This is a genomic window from Streptococcus bovismuti, assembly GCF_042436615.2.
Taxonomy (GTDB): Bacteria; Bacillota; Bacilli; order Lactobacillales; family Streptococcaceae; genus Streptococcus.
In genome coordinates this window covers 93049-112082 of sequence record NZ_JBHMFR020000004.1, presented here as the reverse complement: position 1 = coordinate 112082, position 19034 = coordinate 93049, and the positions used below count along the sequence as shown (strand labels likewise).

16 protein-coding genes are annotated in these 19034 nt (G+C 42.4%); 5 read left to right on the top strand and 11 right to left on the bottom strand.

Going from position 1 to position 19034, the window contains the following annotated elements; all coding sequences use genetic code 11:
• The 4 genes from murM to recJ all read right to left on the bottom strand — a co-directional run bounded on the left by murM (position 1) and on the right by recJ (position 6364).
• Positions 1-1221, bottom strand: coding sequence for a peptidoglycan bridge formation alanyltransferase MurM (gene murM, locus ACERDH_RS05880; RefSeq protein ID WP_049546974.1), 1221 nt, complete (start codon positions 1219-1221; stop codon positions 1-3).
• 133 nt (positions 1222-1354) lie between these two features.
• Entirely contained in the window at positions 1355-2134 is a 780-nt protein-coding gene (locus ACERDH_RS05875; protein ID WP_386684538.1) for an alpha/beta hydrolase, read from the bottom strand.
• A 66-nt stretch (positions 2135-2200) separates the two neighbouring features.
• Positions 2201-3862 (bottom strand): ribonuclease J, encoded by a 1662-nt coding sequence (locus ACERDH_RS05870; protein WP_049516304.1) that lies wholly within the window; start codon positions 3860-3862, stop codon positions 2201-2203.
• A 279-nt stretch (positions 3863-4141) separates the two neighbouring features.
• Positions 4142-6364, bottom strand: a complete 2223-nt coding sequence (gene recJ / locus ACERDH_RS05865) for a single-stranded-DNA-specific exonuclease RecJ (RefSeq protein WP_386684534.1) — start codon at positions 6362-6364, stop codon at positions 4142-4144.
• 176 nt (positions 6365-6540) lie between these two features.
• Between recJ and ACERDH_RS05860 the strand changes: the two genes are divergently transcribed.
• From ACERDH_RS05860 to ACERDH_RS05840, 5 genes are all read left to right on the top strand, one after another.
• Positions 6541-7299, top strand: a complete 759-nt coding sequence (locus ACERDH_RS05860; RefSeq protein ID WP_024057567.1) for an amino acid ABC transporter ATP-binding protein — start codon at positions 6541-6543, stop codon at positions 7297-7299.
• Between the two features lie 10 nt (positions 7300-7309).
• The gene (locus ACERDH_RS05855) at positions 7310-8104 is read left to right on the top strand and encodes a transporter substrate-binding domain-containing protein (RefSeq protein WP_386684531.1); all 795 of its coding nucleotides are present in this window, start codon (positions 7310-7312) and stop codon (positions 8102-8104) included.
• A gap of 12 nt (positions 8105-8116) precedes the next feature.
• Positions 8117-8794 carry an amino acid ABC transporter permease gene (locus ACERDH_RS05850; RefSeq protein ID WP_000131137.1) on the top strand — a complete coding sequence of 226 codons (678 nt, stop codon included), beginning with the start codon at positions 8117-8119 and terminating at the stop codon, positions 8792-8794.
• 9 nt (positions 8795-8803) lie between these two features.
• A complete protein-coding gene (locus tag ACERDH_RS05845) occupies positions 8804-9463 on the top strand; it encodes an amino acid ABC transporter permease (RefSeq protein ID WP_000443855.1) in 660 nt (219 codons plus the stop codon).
• A 142-nt stretch (positions 9464-9605) separates the two neighbouring features.
• Positions 9606-10796: a ferredoxin reductase family protein gene (locus tag ACERDH_RS05840; RefSeq protein WP_386684526.1), complete on the top strand. Its 1191-nt coding sequence runs from the start codon at positions 9606-9608 to the stop codon at positions 10794-10796.
• A 95-nt stretch (positions 10797-10891) separates the two neighbouring features.
• Here the strand turns inward: ACERDH_RS05840 and ACERDH_RS05835 are convergent, their stop codons facing one another.
• The 7 genes from ACERDH_RS05835 to pnp all read right to left on the bottom strand — a co-directional run bounded on the left by ACERDH_RS05835 (position 10892) and on the right by pnp (position 18554).
• Positions 10892-12022: an ABC transporter ATP-binding protein gene (locus ACERDH_RS05835; RefSeq protein ID WP_000229952.1), complete on the bottom strand. Its 1131-nt coding sequence runs from the start codon at positions 12020-12022 to the stop codon at positions 10892-10894.
• A gap of 112 nt (positions 12023-12134) precedes the next feature.
• Positions 12135-13004 (bottom strand): helix-turn-helix domain-containing protein, encoded by an 870-nt coding sequence (locus ACERDH_RS05830; protein WP_386684522.1) that lies wholly within the window; start codon positions 13002-13004, stop codon positions 12135-12137.
• Positions 13005-13007: 3 nt separating this feature from the next.
• Complete coding sequence (locus ACERDH_RS05825) at positions 13008-13394, bottom strand: Mini-ribonuclease 3 (RefSeq protein ID WP_000567927.1); 387 nt, start codon at positions 13392-13394, stop codon at positions 13008-13010.
• A complete protein-coding gene (cysS, locus tag ACERDH_RS05820) occupies positions 13387-14730 on the bottom strand; it encodes a cysteine--tRNA ligase (protein ID WP_386684518.1) in 1344 nt (447 codons plus the stop codon). The genes ACERDH_RS05825 and cysS overlap by 8 nt, the downstream gene beginning before the upstream one ends.
• A gap of 81 nt (positions 14731-14811) precedes the next feature.
• The gene (locus ACERDH_RS05815; RefSeq protein ID WP_386684515.1) at positions 14812-15696 is read right to left on the bottom strand and encodes a GNAT family N-acetyltransferase; all 885 of its coding nucleotides are present in this window, start codon (positions 15694-15696) and stop codon (positions 14812-14814) included.
• 11 nt (positions 15697-15707) lie between these two features.
• Positions 15708-16325, bottom strand: coding sequence for a serine O-acetyltransferase (gene cysE / locus ACERDH_RS05810; RefSeq protein WP_000539979.1), 618 nt, complete (start codon positions 16323-16325; stop codon positions 15708-15710).
• 15 nt (positions 16326-16340) lie between these two features.
• The gene (gene pnp, locus ACERDH_RS05805; protein WP_386684512.1) at positions 16341-18554 is read right to left on the bottom strand and encodes a polyribonucleotide nucleotidyltransferase; all 2214 of its coding nucleotides are present in this window, start codon (positions 18552-18554) and stop codon (positions 16341-16343) included.
• Positions 18555-19034 lie beyond the last annotated feature (480 nt).

Here is a 19034-nt window from a genome sequence, read left to right as displayed (position 1 = left end):
TTACTTTCTATGTTTTTTTCTTAATGTTTTACGGAAATCAAGAGCAAGTCTTAACAGAGGATAGAGAGGATGGGTGGGCATTGTAAACTCACCCAAGTATTCTTCAATCGTTGGATTAAATTTTTCCTTAAAATGGTAAAGTCCACCATTGAGAGAGTTTTCAACACCACCTAAATTTTGCCACACCATACCTCGCTCAAAAGCATAACGAGCTGTTTCATACCAAGTTAAAATTGGTGCATTATAACGTTTAAAAGCATCATCCATACCAGCATATAGATTAACAGAGGTATTACCAAATTCCAAACTCAAAGTAGCTGCTAAAGGAATGTTTGCTTTTTCTTCATTCAAATATCTCTGCAAGAAAGCTCTTTCTTCCACCAAACGCTCTTTTTTCCTTCTCTGGGCTTCTACTTTTGAAGTTCGAGTCGACTCAGTAAACGACTCTTCCAACGCTAAGTTTTTCGCTAACTGTTCTTCTAATTCTCGCAAACGCTTAGCGATATCTAGAGTAGCCAGCGTTATGTAGGCCTTATCCTTAAAATTATCTAACAATTTTTTATAATAAGCTTCATTCCTCAAATGGATATCTTTTCGCTTCTCAGTTTTTTTCATCAAAAACGAGAAAGATTCCAACAATTCATAACCACCAATCTGAATCTCTACACCCTTATTTCTAGATGATCGAATGGCTTGTTTTGTTGACTTGCAAAGTTTATCTTCTGCAAAGTTTTCCTTGTATATTTTTGCCTGAATACGAGGCTGAATAGTATCCCCCATTCCATCGGTCTTTCCTGACCACCTTACTCCCATTCTTTGCAAATTTTCAATAATAGCCATATTTTCAGGATATTCTGTTTTTTCATGCTTGATTGAACTTTGCGATAAGCAAATACTTGGGTCAAAAATCACAAAAATCGCTCTCTTGCTTCGAGCATAGGACTTAATGGATTGAAGAACAAAGTTCAGGAGTTTAGCATCCTTATAATCTAAAACAGGACCTCTTGGGATATAAAACATTCTATAGCCTAGAGGAAGAGTTTTAATCAAAATACTAGCTGTAGCCAGTAATTTATCTCCTCGGTAGACGCCAAACTTTTCATGTTGCCAATCAGACTTAACCTCTTCCCAAGCACTACTTTGTAATACATTGACTAATTCATGTTCTTTAACAAACTGATCATATTCTAATGTGGGAATGCCAATTTGATAACGATACATCTCTTACTCTCTTTCCAACAATAATAGAATTTAACTACTATTCTACTATTTTTGTTTAGAAAGTCTAGTAAAAACATATTTTAGTTTCTATTCCATAGAAGACATGGTTATTGAAAGAGTAATACAAACTAAACTAGCTTAATCTCTCTTCTAATTTGAAATCGATTGGTAGGGTTGCCAAGAACCATTCCAATTGTTTTTCCCAATAATACCACTCGTGAGTTCCAGCGCTATGGCTATAGGTCACATCAAAGCCCAGTTTTTTGAGATTATTCACTGCCAGATTGTTGGCTTCGTACAAGAAATCCTGCTCGCCACACCAAGCCCACAGCTTGGTCTTTTTATCCGATTTTTTAGCCAGACTTTCAAGAGAATAAGGACTAGTTGTCCAATCTTTAATCTCCCCAAAAACACCTCTCCAGTAAGCTGGTGTCCCCATATCTTGGCTTTCAGGAGAAAAATCTTGAAAGCTCAAAGCACCTGAGAAGCTAGCTGCATGAGAAAAACGATTTGTAGCAAGAGCCAGTTTGAAACAACCGTAGCCCCCCATAGAGAGACCAGCGATAAAGGTCTTTTCACGTTTGCTAGTCATGTTAGGGAAGAAGCGTTTTAGAACCTGTGGCAATTCCACTGCTAGAGCTGTGTAATAGTCAAAACCATACTGGGTATCGGTGTACCAACCGTTGCTGGTATTGGGCATAACAACGATGAGATTGGTTCCTCGGAGTAAGCGTTCTACGTTGGTCCGCTTGAGCCAACTATTATGATTACCAGACATCCCGTGCAAGAGGTACAAGACTGGAATGTCTTTACAATCTGGTTCTTCCACTCGATTAGCATCAGGATAGAGGACATTCACTCCCCACTCCATATCCAAAACTTGTGAGTAATACTCGATTTTCATTACTGCCATAATTTTTCCTCTATTTTTCTATAAGAAAAAGCCGAAATTCGACTTTCTCTCCGTTTATTTCATCGCTTATTTTGCTTCCATGACTACTGGTAAAATAGCTGGACGACGCTTAGTTTGATCAAAGAGATACTTGGTCAGATTATCACGAACCTTCCCTTTAAGATCTGCCCAGTCAAAGTCATCTCCTTGAAGATAGTCTTCTACCGTCTGATTAATCAATTCTGAACTTTCACGGAGAATATCACGGCTCTTCTTGAGATAAACAAATCCACGCGTGTGAACACGAGCCTTGGCCACAATTTTCTTCTCACGACGGTTAACGGTGATTGCGACGATGAAAATTCCATCTTCTGACAAGACCTTACGGTCACGAAGAACCACATTACCAACATCACCAATGGCATTCCCGTCAATCAAGACATCCCCTGCCGAAACCGCTCCAGCCGGGACAAAGTCTCCATTCTCATAAGCCATGCTTGTTCCCTTTTTAGGGATAAAAATGCGTTCTGGTAACATCCCAACTGCCATAGCAGCCTTAGCATGGGCATCTAACTCACGGTATTCCCCTTGAATTGGGAAGAGATACTTGGGTTGCAAGAGATTAATCATCAACTGCAAATCACGCGCATTTCCGTGCCCTGACACACGCAAGCTTTGAGTGATCAGTTTGACAACTCCACCAGCTTGGTAAATCATGTTTTCCACACGCGCCATAACTGCTTCCTTAGCGATAGATGGAGTCGTTACAATATAGACTAGGTCACCGTCCTTAATTTCCACATAACGGTGGCGACCAATCGACATCTTGCGAAGACCGTTGATAGGCTCACCCATACGACCTGTCTCAAGGATAATCAACTCATGGTTTTCAAAGCGAGACATATCTTTTGGTTTAATCAAAAGACTTTCGTTAGCTAGAGACAATTTCTTAAGACGAATAGCAGTACGGACGATATTTTCAATATCGAATCCTGTCAAGACCACACGACGGCCTGTTGCATCCGCAGCGTCAAACACCTGCTGGATACGAGAGAGGTTGCTAGCTACTGCTGCAACAATGATACGACCATCCCAGTCCGAAATGGTTTGAGTGATCTCGTCCCCAACTTCACTTTCGCTAGCCACTTGGATATTACTGTCCGCATTGGCTGAATCGCTAAGAAGAGCCAGAACTCCATCACGACCGATTTCTGCCAAACGAGCAAAGTCTGTCGCATAGGATTCACTAGCTGTCTGGTCAAATTTGAAGTCACCTGTATAAACGATACTACCTTCAGCTGTCTTCAAGACCACACCCAGACTTTCTGGGATAGAGTGGGTCGTACGGAAGAAGGACACCACAGTCCCGCCAAAATCAATCTCCGTATCTTCATCGATAACATGGAAATCATTGAATTTCTTAACTGTGTCATTTCCTTTGACAAAGAGTTTGGCCAACTCAATGGTCAACTCGGAGCCAAATACAGGTACCTTGGCTTCCGCCAAGAGATAAGGCAGAGCACCAATGGCATCCGCATGGCCGTGGGTCAAGAAGACTCCAGCGATACGATCGCTATTTTCAAAAAGGTAGTCCATATTTGGAATAACGACATCCACCCCTAGTTGTTCATTTTCAGGGTATTTCAGACCTGCATCCAAAACGAAAATAGACCCATCGATTTCAGCGATATACATATTTTTCCCGTTTTCACGTACACCACCAAGTGTTGTTAAACTGATATTACTCATTTTTCCTCCGAAAGCTTAATTTATCTTGATTATAGGGTTACTTACCCTCTTATTCTAAAAGCACTATTACTTTTATACTCTTCGAAAATCAAATTCAAACCACGTCAGCTTCGCCTTGTCGTACTCAAGTACAGCCTGCGGCTAGCTTCCTAGTTTGCTCTCTGATTTTCATTGAGTATTAGCCGAATCTTTTCCTACCATTATACCATTTTTTTGATGATTTTCAAAATGAAGATTTGTTTTCAAAAAAGAGCTGGTTTCCCAACTCTTTCCTATCATCTACTCTTTTTTCATTAAAAAGTCATAAATTTCTTGCACGGTACCCAGCGCCATCATTTCTTGGTCTTTGACGGTTTGTTTGAGATTTTGATAAATCTGACTTTCTCCGATTTCCCTCTTTGGTGCCTCTTTATTGACTGTCATGACCCCGTCTTTGATGGTAACAAAGCCTAGTTCTTCAAATACTTGAATCATCTTGACCAGCAAGATTTGTTGGATATTGAGATAAGCCGCCAAATCCTTCAGTTTGTAGCGAATATCAAACTCAGGAAACTGGTAGATGGTCTTGTACAATTTGGCAAACTGCTCTCTAGTCCCATACCCTGTCAGATAGTATGCCTTGTCAATATCATTTTTGAAATAGACAGCAGAGAAATTCTGTTCCTGAAAAATGTTCTTCAACAGAGTAATATCCTCAGGAACGGTTTTTAAGATAACAGCTTCACTATCCGCCAGATTTGGCAGTTCTCCAGCAAAATCCAAGACTGGAACTCCTTCTGGAAAGACTGCATTCTTCCCACGGATGTTAAAGAGTTGAACACCCTCCACACGCGCATCCACCATCATCAACTGCAGGGCAGTTTGGCCATTCCATTGGTTGACAGACAATTTGACTGCCAACTCTAGGTTCTTGGTTTGAGCAAATTCTGTTGCCCATCTACCTTGCCCGAAGGCTACCACTTCAAAACTCGCCTCACCCTTAGAAATTTTCAGTTTGAGATGGGCATTGCCTGCCCCCATGGTACGGGCACTTTCGACCTGAAAATCCTTGATATAAAAGACAGGTTTCTGATTGTCCATGCCAAAAGGTGCCAAACGTTCAAAACTTTTGACCGTTTCCAAGCTAAGTGTCTCCAAATCCAGCTCTTCATCTAAATTTAACTTGTTCTTGCCAGCAGCATCTGCACCTTTTTCACGAACATAATTTTCCAAGACTTGAGATAAATCTGAGAGTTTCTCCACTTCCAGCGTCATCCCAGCTGCACCAGCATGGCCACCAAAGGCGATGAAGAGGTCGCGATGAGGATCCAGAGCCTCAAAAATATCCACTGCTTCCACACTACGAGCACTACCCTTGGCACGACCGCCCTCTATATTAAGAACGATAACTGTCTGCCCTAGTTCTTCCAACAAACGACCAGCCACGATACCCAGAACCCCAGGATTCCAGCCTTCCTTGGCCAAAACCTGGACCTTCTTCTCAGGGTCCACCATGGTCTTAGCTTCTTCATAGATAGACTGAACAATTTCCTTACGCTCTTCGTTTTTCTGATGAATCATGAGGGCAATCTCATGCACTTCCTCATCATCAAACCCAGTCAGCAAATCAATGGCAGGATTGGGATCATCCAAGCGGCCCAAGGCATTCAAACGAGGAGCAATCTGGAAACCAACCGTTTCTTCTGTCACTTCATTGGCAGCAATCCCAGCCATATCCAGCATTTCTTGTAAACCAATGCGCTGAGTATGCCCCAGCATTTCTAGACCATATTGAACCAAGATACGGTTCTCATCCGTCAAACTCACCATATCTGCAATGGTACCAATAGCGACCAAATCAAGCAATTCCACTTGCACTTCTTCTAACAGGGCACAAGCCAACTTGAAAGCCACTCCACAACCAGCCAAATATTTGAAAGGATAGTCCGCATCAGGATGTTCAGGATGGACAATGGCATAGGCATCTGGTAAGGTTTCAGGCATGGAATGATGGTCAGTCACAATGACATCCACTCCCATAGACTGGGCCAGTTCAATGGCCTCATGACCAGCAACTCCATTATCCACTGTCACAATCAAGGAAATTCCTTCTTGCTCAATAAAGTATTTGTAGACACTGGCATTAGGTCCATAGCCGTCGGTAAAACGATTGGGCAGATAAACCCGGCATTCAGCACCAAGCTGTTCCAAACTTTCCTTAACAATCGAAGCCGAAGTCATGCCATCCGCATCGTAGTCTCCGTATATGAGGATATTTTCCCCTTCTTCAATGGCCTGACGAATCCGTTCCACTGCCTTGTCCATATCATGGAGCAGATAAGGGTCATGCAAGTCCTCCAAAGAAGGCTCCAAAAATTTCTTTAAACTTTCTTGGTCCCGAATCCCTCTTTCAAATAATAAACGAGCCACCTCAGGACCCAGCCCAGCCTTCTTGGCTATCTTTGTAAAATCCGCATCTTCTACCTGCGGGGCAAACTGCCATTCATAAGTAGGTGTTATCAAAAAGACATCCACTCTTTCTAAGAATTCTATTGCTTCATTATAACATGATTTAGGCTTTTTCTCTATCCTGATTGCTTTCTACAAAAATTTTACTAACTTTTTTCTGATATGATTTGACAAGATAAATCTTTTGGTGTAGAATCATGTTATAAAATCTGACACAAAGGAGATTCCTTATGGCTTTAGTAGAATTTGAACACGTCGAAAAATATTACGGAGACTACCATGCACTCCGCGACATCAATCTCCGTTTTGAAAAAGGGCAAGTTGTTGTCCTCCTAGGCCCTTCTGGTTCTGGGAAGTCCACTCTTATCCGCACCATCAATGGTTTGGAGGCAGTTGACAAAGGAAGTCTTCTAGTAAATGGTCACCAAGTTGCCGGTGCCAGCCAGAAAGATTTGGTACCGCTTCGCAAGGAAGTCGGCATGGTTTTTCAACATTTTAACCTCTATCCCCACAAAACAGTGTTAGAAAACGTAACACTTGCGCCTATAAAAGTTCTAGGAATTGATAAAGAAGAAGCTGAAAAAACAGCCCAAAAATATCTGGAATTTGTAAATATGTGGGACAAGAAAGATTCTTATCCAGCCATGCTATCTGGTGGACAAAAGCAACGGATTGCCATTGCACGTGGACTCGCTATGCATCCGGAACTCCTCCTCTTTGATGAACCAACATCTGCCCTTGACCCTGAAACCATCGGCGATGTTCTAGCAGTTATGCAAAAATTAGCCCACGATGGTATGAATATGATTGTCGTTACCCATGAAATGGGCTTTGCCCGTGAAGTTGCTGATCGTATCATCTTTATGGCTGATGGAGAAGTGTTGGTGGATACGACAGATGTTGATGACTTTTTCGACAATCCAAGCGAACCTCGTGCCCAACAATTCCTCAGCAAAATCATCAACCACGAAAGTGACAAAGTCAAATAAGGAGGCGCCTATGAAAAAGAAATTCTTTTTATCAGCATTATTGATTAGCCTTTTCGGTCTTGCTGCTGCAAAACCAGTTCAGGCTGATACCAGTGTCGCAGACATTCAAAAGAGAGGCGAGCTGGTTGTTGGTGTGAAACAAGACGTTCCCAATTTCGGTTACAAGGATCCCAAGACAGGAACCTATTCTGGTATCGAAACTGACCTGGCTAAGATGGTAGCTGATGAGCTCAAGGTCAAGGTTCGCTATGTTCCTGTTACAGCGCAAACTCGTGGACCCCTCCTAGATAATGAACAGGTCGATATGGATATCGCAACCTTCACCATCACAGACGAACGCAAAAAACTCTACAACTTCACAAGCCCCTACTACACGGACGCTTCTGGCTTTTTGATCAATAAGTCTGCCAAAATCAAAAGTATTGAGGATTTAAACGAAAAAACCATCGGAGTTGCCCAAGGTTCCATCACCCAACGCCTGATTACCGAACTGGGTAAAAAGAAAGGCCTGAAGTTTAAATTTGTAGAACTTGGTTCCTATCCAGAATTGATTACTTCTCTCCATGCCCATCGTATTGATGCCTTTTCCGTTGACCGCTCTATTCTGTCAGGTTACATCAGTAAACGGACAGAACTGCTAAATGATAGTTTCAAGCCATCTGACTACGGTATCGTTACCAAGAAATCAAATACTGAGCTCAACGACTATCTTGATAACTTGGTCACCAAATGGAGCAAGGACGGCAGTTTGCAAAAACTCTATGACCGTTACAAACTGAAACCATCTAGCCATACTGCAGAATAAGGAGGACACCCCATGACAGATTTATCATCTTGGACAGCCTATTTTCAGGATTTTGGACAATTTTTCAATGGTTTCCTCTTCACCCTTGCCCTAGCAATTGGATCCTTTATCCTAGCCATGGTTTTAGGCATCTTCTTCGGAGCTATGTCAACCAGTAAACGTCCAATTTTGCGCATTTTAGCTCGTATCTTTGTCGAGTTTTACCAAAACACTCCCCTCTTGGTACAGTTTGTTATTGTTTTTTATGGTTTGCCTCTTATTAGTGACCATATCATCATGATTCCGATTTATTGGACGGCTGTACTCTGCGTGGGACTCTATCACGGTGCCTATATCGCTGAAGTAATTCGTTCAGGAATTCAGTCTATTCCTAGCGGTCAGATGGAAGCTGCCTTGTCGCAAGGGTTTACCTATATCAGTGCCATGCGCTTGATTATCTTGCCTCAGGCCTTCCGTATTATTCTCCCTCCTTTGACCAATCAAATTGTCAACCTCATCAAGAACACTTCTACAGTCGCTATCATTTCTGGTGTAGACTTGATGTTTGTGACCAAGTCTTGGTCAGCTCTCAACGGAAACTACATCCCAGCCTTTCTAGGTGCTGCCCTTCTCTACTTTTCTCTATGCTTCCCTGTTGCCCAGTTTGGTCGCAAGATGGAGCAAGCCAACAAAAAAGCCTATTCACTTTAGGAGGTTACTATGGAATCCATTTTAGAAGTTTTGACCCCAGATAACCTAATCTTTATCTTTAAAGGATTTGGCTTGACCCTCTATATTTCTCTAATCGCTATCGTCCTCTCTACCCTTATCGGTACGGTGCTAGCCGTCATGAGAAATGGCAAAAATCCTGTCTTACGTATCATCTCCAGCATTTACATCGAATTTGTGCGCAACGTTCCCAACCTTCTCTGGATTTTCACTATCTTTTTGGTTTTCAAGATGAAATCCACTCCAGCAGGAATCACTGCCTTTACTCTCTTTACCTCAGCTGCCCTAGCTGAGATTATTCGAGGCGGTCTCAATGCCGTAGACAAGGGACAATACGAAGCAGGAATGTCACAAGGATTCACCTCAACCCAAATCCTCTACCACATCATTCTTCCACAAGCTATTCGTAAAATGTTGCCAGCCATCATTTCTCAGTTTGTAACCGTGATTAAGGATACCAGTCTTCTCTACTCTGTTATCGCCCTACAAGAACTCTTTGGAGCCAGTCAAATTCTCATGGGCCGTTATTTCGAACCAGAGCAGGTCTTCAGTCTTTATATCCTGATTGCCCTCATCTACTTCAGCTTTAACCTAGCAATTTCGAGCCTATCTCATATGCTAGCAAAACGTTGGCAACAAGCTGCAGAATAAACAACCACTCTCCAGTTCAATTGGAGAGTTTTTTAATGATAGCAGATATTTATAGACATCAATTTGACACCATACTTTTTCTATGATAAAATGTAACAAATTTATTTACAACAAATCAAATCTAAATGAAATGGAATTTTCTATGAAATCAATCAAAGGACTACTCTTTATCATAGCTAGTTTTGTCTTGACTATTTTAACTTGGATGAGCACTTCTCCCCAATTCATGATTCCAGGACTAGCTTTAACAAGCCTATCTCTGACCTTTATCCTAGCCACTCGTCTCCCCCTACTAGAAAGCTGGTTTCACGGTTTGGAGAAAATCTACACCGTCCACAAATTCACAGCCTTTCTATCCGTCATCCTACTAATCTTTCATAACTTTAGTATGGGCGGTTTGTGGGGATCTCGTTTAGCTGCTCAGTTTGGCAATCTTGCCATCTATATCTTTGTCAGTATCATCCTTGTCGCCTATTTAGGTAAATATATCCAATACGAAGCCTGGCGATGGATTCACCGTCTGGTTTATCTAGCTTATATTTTCGGACTCTTTCATGTCTACATGATGATGGGCAATCGCCTCCTTACATTTAATCCTCTAAGTTTTGTTGTTGGTAGCTATGCCCTTTTAGGCTTACTAGCTGGTTTTTATATCATTTTTCTATATCAAAAGATTGGCTTCCCCTATCTAGGGAAAATTACCAATCTCAAACGCTTAAACCACGATACTAGAGAAATTCAAATCCGTCTTAGTAGACCTTTCAACTATCAATCAGGACAATTTGCCTTCCTAAAGATTTTCCAAGAAGGTTTTGAAAGTGCTCCGCATCCCTTTTCTATCTCAGGAGGTCATGGTCAAACTCTTTACTTTACTGTTAAAAATTCAGGTGACCATACCAAGAATATCTATGACAATCTTCAAGTCGGCAGCAAAGTAAGCGTAGACAGAGCTTACGGGCACATGATTATAGAAGAAGGACGAAAAAATCAGGTTTGGATTGCTGGAGGCATTGGGATCACCCCCTTCATCTCTTACATCCGTGAACATCCTATTTTAGATAAACAGGTTCACTTCTACTATAGCTTCCGTGGTGAGGAAAATGCAGTCTATCTAGATTTGCTCCGTGACTATGCTCAAAAAAATCCTAATTTCGAACTCCATCTAGTAGACAGTAGGAAAGACGGCTATCTTAATTTTGATCAAGAAAAAGTGCCCGAACATGCAAGCGTCTATATGTGTGGTCCTCTTTCTATGATGAAATCATTTGCTAAACAGATTAAGAAACAGAATCCCAAAGCAGATCTTATTTACGAAGGATTCAAGTTCAAATAACCACTCATACTCTCCTGGAATTTCCCAGGAGTTTTTTTACGCAACCGCAAAAAAACACTGCCAGATTTCTAGCAGTGTCTTGTGTTTCATTTATCTTAGTAGACTGTTTTTTCAGTTTCTACATCGAAGAAGTGTGCTTTGTTCAAGTCAAATCCAAGTTCAACTGTTGCACCTGTTTGCAAGTAGTCACGAGCATCAACTTTGGCAACAAATTCATCTTTACCAACTTGGCAGTAAAGGTGAGATTCTGAACCAAGCAATTCTGATACTGAGATAGTAGCTTTGACAACTGATTCTGGGAATGTTTCAAGGAAAGCAGGTTCTGCATTCACATCTTCTGGACGGATACCGAAGATCAATTCTTTACCTTCGTAGCCTTTTTCACGAAGAACTTTCAATGCGCCTTCTGGAACTTTCAAACGGAAACCGTCAGAAACAATTTCGCTACCAACCAATTTCACATTGATGAAGTTCATAGCTGGGCTTCCAATGAAGCCTGCTACGAATTTATTAACTGGGTTTTTGTAAACTTCTTGAGGAGTACCGATTTGTTCTACACGTCCGATAGTACCTGTACCAGCAGGGTTCTTAGTTGCTGACATGATAACGATACGGTCTGCCAGTGTCATCGCTTCTGTTTGGTCGTGAGTTACGTAGATAGTTGTAGCTCCGATACGACGGTGGATTTTCGCAATTTCAGCACGCATTGATACACGAAGTTTGGCATCCAAGTTTGACAAAGGTTCGTCCATCAAGAACACTTTTGCATCACGGACGATTGCACGACCCATGGCAACACGTTGACGTTGACCACCTGAAAGGTCAGCTGGTTTACGTTCCAAGAATTCTTTCAATCCAAGGATTTCAGCTGCTTCTTGCACACGTTTGTCGATGTCTTCTTTGCTGTATTTACGCAATTTCAAACCGAAAGCCATGTTGTCATAAACAGTCATGTGTGGGTAAAGAGCGTAGTTTTGGAATACCATGGCGATGTCACGGTCTTTTGGAGCGACGTCGTTGACAACCACGCCATCGATAGATGCAGTTCCTTCTGTGATATCTTCAAGACCAGCAATCATACGAAGAGTTGTTGATTTACCACATCCTGAAGGACCTACGAAAACGATAAATTCTTTGTCTTTGATGTCCAAGTTGAAGTCTTCAACTGAATAGTGTTCGCTGTTTGGATATTTTTTGTAAATGTTTTTAAGATTCAATTCTACCATGAGGTAAACTCCTTTTGTATTTTGATAGTTTTATTATAGATGAAAACGCTTTACATTTCTATGGCAAGGTGACCAAAAAAATAATAAAGTTCTGTGCAACTTGCACAAAACTTTAGAGAATATCTGGTAAAATCAATTGATAACACAAGGTGAGATCCGTTAATTCCTTCAACTGAAGCCCTGTCAACTCTTCCCATTTATCAATCTTGTATTGGAGAGAATTGCGGTGCAGATAGAGTTGCTGGGCGGTTTTAGTGAGGACAGCACTATTTTCCCAAAGGGAGAGAATGATTTCCTGAATCTGGTCCTGATCCAAAATCATCTGGTGCAGGCATTCTTTAATGACTCTCAGGTCCACAATTCTTCCCCCCATACTCCAAAGATAGAGTTGTGAAAAGGTATGAACACCTTGGTGACCCTGACGCCACCAAGTCTTGAACAAATCCCGCTCCGCTTTGATTAAGTCTGATAGAGCTTGATGGCCCGTCTGAGACCAAACCTGACCTAACATGATAGACAGACGCAGTCCAAAGTCATACTCAACCGCTTCAATCGTATCACTTAAAATAGCTCGTACAGAGGTGTACTTATCTTGTTGAAGCACGAAAACATAGTCCTGAGCTCCGACCTGAAGCACTGTCTGACAGTTAGGAAATAGAGTCCGCATCATATCCAGCCAAGAAGCTAGATTTTCCTGCTGAAAATAGGAAAGATGACAATAGGCCAACTGAATCTTTTTAAAAGTTTGTGGTGTCTGTCCCTTCCCCTCAATCAAAAAAGAATACCAAGGATTGAGCGAACGAGCCTGCTCCTGCTGGGTCAAAAGTGAAATCAACTGCTTTTCACGCTCGCTGAGCCCAGCTTCCTCCAGCAAAATCCACTGTTGAGAAGCTAAAGGAAGAGTGAGATAACCCTCTTTCTCTACTGGTTGGTCTGAAATCTGAGCTTCAGGAAACCATTCTTGTAATTCTTTTGCCATCATGTCCTAGCCCTCCACTTTTTGGATGCACCACGAAATCAAGCTCTCAAGACGTTCCAGATTTTCAGTCATATGGAGATAACCCATGACTGCTTCAAAACCTGTGGACATACGGTAGGTCACCACATCGGCATTTTTAGCCTTTGTGTGACTATTGGTATTGCGACCACGTTTGTAGATTTCTTCTTCTTTTTCCGTCAGGACTTGCTCCTCTAACATAAGGGAAATCAGGCGAGCCTGAGCTTTGGCTGAGACATACTTGGTCGCTTCTTGATGGAGTTTATTGGGTTTGGTCATACCTTTTAGAATGAGGTGACGACGAATATACATAGAATACACCGCGTCCCCCTCAAAAGCTAACGCAATCCCGTTGATGAGATTGACATCAATCACGTGTCCACCTCACTCCATCTTTGGTGTCAAGGAGCTTAATCCCTTGAGCAGCCAATTGGTCACGGATCTGGTCCGCTGTCGCAAAGTCACGATTGGCACGCGCTTCTTGGCGTTTTTGAATCAAGTCTTCAATCTCTGCATCCAAAACTTCCTCAACAAAGACAATTCCAAAGACTTCCAACATATCCGCAAGAGCTTGCTTGACACTTGCGTCATAGTTGCCGGAATTGATCCATTTGGCCATTTCAAAGACTACTGTAATACCGTTGGCAGAATTGAAATCCTCATCCATAGCTGCTACGAACTTGTCTTTAAAGGCTTGCAAGTCTTGGGCATCTACAGTCCCAGAAAATGGTTGTTCGTAAGTGTTCTTTAGATACTTGAGATTAGTCTCTGCATCACGCACTGCCTTTTCCGTAAAGTTGATAGGCTTACGGTAATGTTGTGTCGCAAAGAAGAAACGAAGCACTTGCCCATCGAGGGTTTTGAGGGCATCGTGCACTGTGATAAAGTTGCCCAAGGATTTGGACATCTTGACATTATCGATATTGACAAAGCCATTGTGCATCCAGTAGTTGGCAAAAATCTTACCTGTTTTGGCTTCTGACTGGGCAATTTCATTGGTATGATGAGGAAACTCGAGATCGGCTCCGCCACCGTGGATATCAATGGTATCGCCCAAAATCTCTGTTGACATGACCGAACACTCAATATGCCATCCCGGACGACCAGGACCCCAAGGACTGTCCCAAGAAATCTCGCCTGGCTTGGCAGCTTTCCATAGGGCAAAGTCTACAGGATTTTCCTTACGAGCCGTTTCTTCATCGGTACGACCTGAAGCCCCTAGTTCCAAATCTTCCAAGGTTTTGTTAGCCAACTTGGCATAGTTGTGGGATTTTTCCACACGGAAATAGACATCCCCTTGGCTCTCATAAGCAAAACCTTTTTCAATTAAGTCTTCCACAAAGCGAATAATGTCATCCATAAACTCCACCACACGCGGATGGCGAGTCGCAGGTTTGACGCCCAAGGCTGTCACATCCTCACGAAAGGCAGTGATGTACTTGTCCGCAACCTCCTGAGGCGTAATGCCCTCTTCCTTGGCACGGTTAATAATCTTATCGTCCACATCCGTGAAATTGGAAATATAGGCAACCTCATAACCACGGTACTCAAAATAGCGACGAATGGTATCAAAAGCCACCGTTGAACGAGCATTTCCCACGTGAATATAGTTGTACACCGTTGGCCCACAAACATACATCTTGACCTTGCCGTCCTCAATCGGGACAAATTCTCGCAAAACACGAGACATGGTGTCGTAGATTTTAATCATAAATCATAATCAGGAAAGCTAAAATCCAAGAACAGTTAGTCTCATCACTGAGAGTTCAATTGAATTTCAGTCCGAATGTCTCTACACTTCGGAATCCCTTGCTCCTTTCTCATTCAGATAAACCACCTGAGTCTGTTTGACAAAGCCAATTTTTTCATACAAACGTTTGGCACCTACATTGCTATCTTCCACTGCAATCTGAAATTCCTTATCATTTTGCTCAATTAGTTGGTTGACAAGGGATTTTGCTAAGTAGCTTCCATAGCCTTTCCCACGTTCAGGTTCAGATATTGCTAAACCGTAGAAGTAATTCGTATTAGTCGATAAATCTACCGTGCAAGTTCCAATAACCTGACCGTCTTTTAACAAAATATATAAGCGACTTTCTGGATCCTTCAGAGCTTCAGCGACATATCTATCCACAATCTCTCTAGACTCATGTTCCTCTGAGAATGCCTGAAATTTTAACTGACTAATTTGCTCCTGATACGAACTATCTGCTAACAAAACTTCAAGATTAGAAAAATTTGCTAACTGATAAGGTTTTCTATCCTTACCTAACCAAGTTTCTGTATCCTCATCCTCGACCAATCCCCAGTTGCTGACAAAATCAGGATGACGTTCTAGAAAAATACGTTCTGTCTGAAAAGTCACTGAACGAATAGAGAAAGAAGCCGTTTCTTTCTCAAAACTAGTAAACAATGCACGCGCAATTCCCTGATGGCGATGATCTGGATGAACCAGTATCGTCACTTCCACATCTTGGTCATCAGCATAGACAGTTAAGAGACCAACAAGTTCGCCTTTTTCATAATAAAGGAAAAAGGCGGGCATGTTTGGGTCAAAATTAAGCATGTTAGAGAGATAGGGATCACGATAGGTACCGTCATAGTTTTGACAACAGTTAATTAGTTTTTTCGCCTCAGATAGCTCCTCTTGGCTTAACTTGTTTCTTACTTGAATCATATAGGTATCCTCTACAACCCAGACGATCTGTGACTGGCTTCTTTAGCCTGCTCAAGTTTATTGACGTAGTACTCTCGTTTTTCTTCGACTTCGTGAATGACCGGCTCATCCTTTTTACCATGTACACGGACAATCTTAGCCGGAATACCGACAACCGTCACATCACTAGGTACATCTGCCACGACAACTGCTGCTGCACCGACCTTGGCATTTTCACCGATTTCTACTGGTCCGATAACTTGGGCATGGGCTGATATGAGAGCTCCTTTACGAACCGTCGGATGGCGTTTGCCAACATCCTTACCAGTTCCACCAAGAGTCACCCCGTGATAAAGGAGAACACCTTTTTCAACGATCGCTGTTTCCCCAATCACCAGACCAGAACCGTGGTCGATAAAGACACCTGAATCAATCTGGGCACCTGGATGAATCTCAATCTGAGTCCAAAAGCGCCAAAACTGACTGTGCATACGAGCCAGGAGTTTGAAGCCATGCTTCCAGAGAAAATGCGAGAGACGGTGGGCCGCCAAGGCCTTGACACCTGGATAAGTCAGCAAAACCTCCAAAGTGGTGCGGGCCGCTGGATCATTTTCTTTTACGATATCAATGGTTTCGCGCCACCATCCCATACATTTCTCCTTTTCTTATTCTGAATCTTTTGGTGTTTCTGTAAATTCTTTCTTAGGTTTGTGGTCCTTGTGATGACGTGGGCGGTGAGGTCTCTCAGACTTTTCGCCTTTTTCATCACGTTCAGGTTTTGGAGGACGAGGAAGAAGGGCTTTCATAGAAGCATCCACACGTCCTTTTTCATCAATCTTGATAACCTTAACATCAACTTCATCCCCGATTGCTACCACGTCTTCGACATTATTGGTACGCGTCCAAGCCATCTCAGAGATATGAACAAGGGCATCTGTCTTGTCAAAGAGGTTAACAAAGGCACCAAATTTCTCGATACGAACGACTTTAGCACGGTAAACTTCATCCACTTTGGCTTCACGGACCAAACCAGCAATAATTTCTTTAGCACGGTTAATAGCATCTTGGTCGCTAGAGTAGATAGATACATTTCCTTCTTCATCGATATCAATCTTAACACCTGTTTCGGCGATAATCTTGTCGATGGTTTCTCCACCCTTACCGATGACAATCTTGATCTTGTCCACATCAATCTTAATAGTATCAATTTTCGGAGCAGTTGGAGCCAATTCTGGACGAACTTCTGGAATGGTTGCTTCAATCACATCAAGGATTTCAAAACGCGCTTTCTTGGCTTGGGCAAGGGCTTCTGTCAAAATTTCTGCAGTAATCCCTTGAATCTTGATATCCATTTGAAGGGCTGTAATCCCGTCACGAGTACCCGCAACCTTGAAGTCCATATCTCCAAAGTGGTCTTCCAAACCTTGGATATCTGTCAATACTGTGTAGTTGTTACCATCTGAGATAAGTCCCATGGCAATACCAGCTACTGGCGCCTTGATTGGCACACCACCAGCCATAAGAGCAAGAGTTCCCGCACAGATAGAAGCCTGAGATGAGGAACCGTTTGATTCCAAGACCTCCGCAACCAAGCGAATCGCGTATGGGAATTCCTCCAAACTTGGCAAGACTTGCGCAAGGGCACGCTCACCGAGAGCACCGTGACCAATTTCACGACGACCTGGCGCACCATAACGACCAGTTTCCCCTACAGAATATTGAGGGAAGTTATAGTGGTGCATAAAGCGTTTCTTGTACTCTGGATCCAGACCATCAATGATTTGAGTTTCCCCCATTGGAGCTAAGGTCAAAACAGAAAGAGCTTGAGTTTGTCCACGAGTGAAGAGACCAGAGCCGTGCACACGAGGAAGGAAGTCAACAACCGCATCCAAAGGACGGATTTCATCAACCTTACGACCATCAGGACGTACCTTATCTTCTGTGATCAAACGGCGCACTTCAGCGTGTTCCATTTGTTCCAAGATTTCAGCCACATCACGCATGATGCGGTCAAATTCTTCGTGGTCCGCATATTTTTCTTCATAAACAGCAGTAACTTGGTCCTTAACTGCTTGAGTTGCAGCTTCACGAGCCAATTTTTCTTCTATTTGAACTGCCTTTTGGAGGTCGCTGTTGTAGGCTGCGATGATTTCAGCCTGTAATTCAGCAGCCACATGAAGCAATTCTACTTCTGCTTTTTCTTTCCCAACAGCCGCAACGATTTCTTCTTGGAAGGCAATCAATTCTTTAACAGCTTCATGCCCTTTAAGAAGGGCTTCCAACATGATTTCTTCTGACAATTCTTTAGCACCAGACTCTACCATGTTGATGGCGTGTTTAGTTCCTGCTACTGTTAATTCAAGCAGCGATTGCTCTGCTTGTTCTTGGCTTGGGTTGATGATGATTTGACCATCCACATAACCTACTTGTACCCCAGCGATTGGCCCGTCAAATGGAATATCTGAAATAGAAAGCGCCAAGGATGAACCAAACATAGCTGCCATCGGTGCAGAGGCATTTTCATCATAAGAAAGCACAGTGTTAATCACTTGAACTTCATTACGGAAACCTTCCGCAAACATAGGACGGATCGGACGGTCAATCAAACGCGCCGTTAAAGTAGCGTCGGTTGAAGGACGCCCTTCACGTTTCATAAAGCCACCAGGAAACTTCCCAGCTGCATACATTTTTTCTTCGTAGTTGACTTGAAGTGGGAAGAAATCCCCAGTTGCCATTTTCTTAGACATAACGGCTGCAGTCAAGACAGTTGACTCACCGTAACGTACAACAACAGAGCCATTTGCCTGCTTAGCAACCTGACCAGTCTCTACAATTAACTCACGACCAGCAAAAGTCGTTTGAAACACTTGTTTTGTCATTTTAATCCCCTTTGGATTGATGAAATTATACGCCTTGCCTACAAAGATCAAGATACTAAGGACGTCAAAAGCAAAGTAAAAATAGGAAACTGACGAAGTCTTCGATGAAGACAAGACAGTTTATCTTTTTTACACAGCTTTTCGGACGGGTTCAATTGCTCAAGATATTTTGGACGGTTCGGCTTGCCGAACATTTCTGTAGAAAATAGGAAGGTGATGCCGCACTCGATGAGTGCTAGGAAGCTTATCTTTTTTCCTAAGAAATGAGGCCAAAATTCAATTAAGTATCTTTTTGAAATTTCCCTGAAATAGTGCGGACGGGAGGTAAAATTATCCAGTGGATGATTTTAGAAATCCAATGGAATTTCAATGGTAATTTTTAATTACTTCGCCTTTTCATTTCTATGCTCAGGCTAAAATAGTTTCCCGAACTATTTTACTCTCAAAAATCCCGTCTTAGATAATAATATTGTTATCATC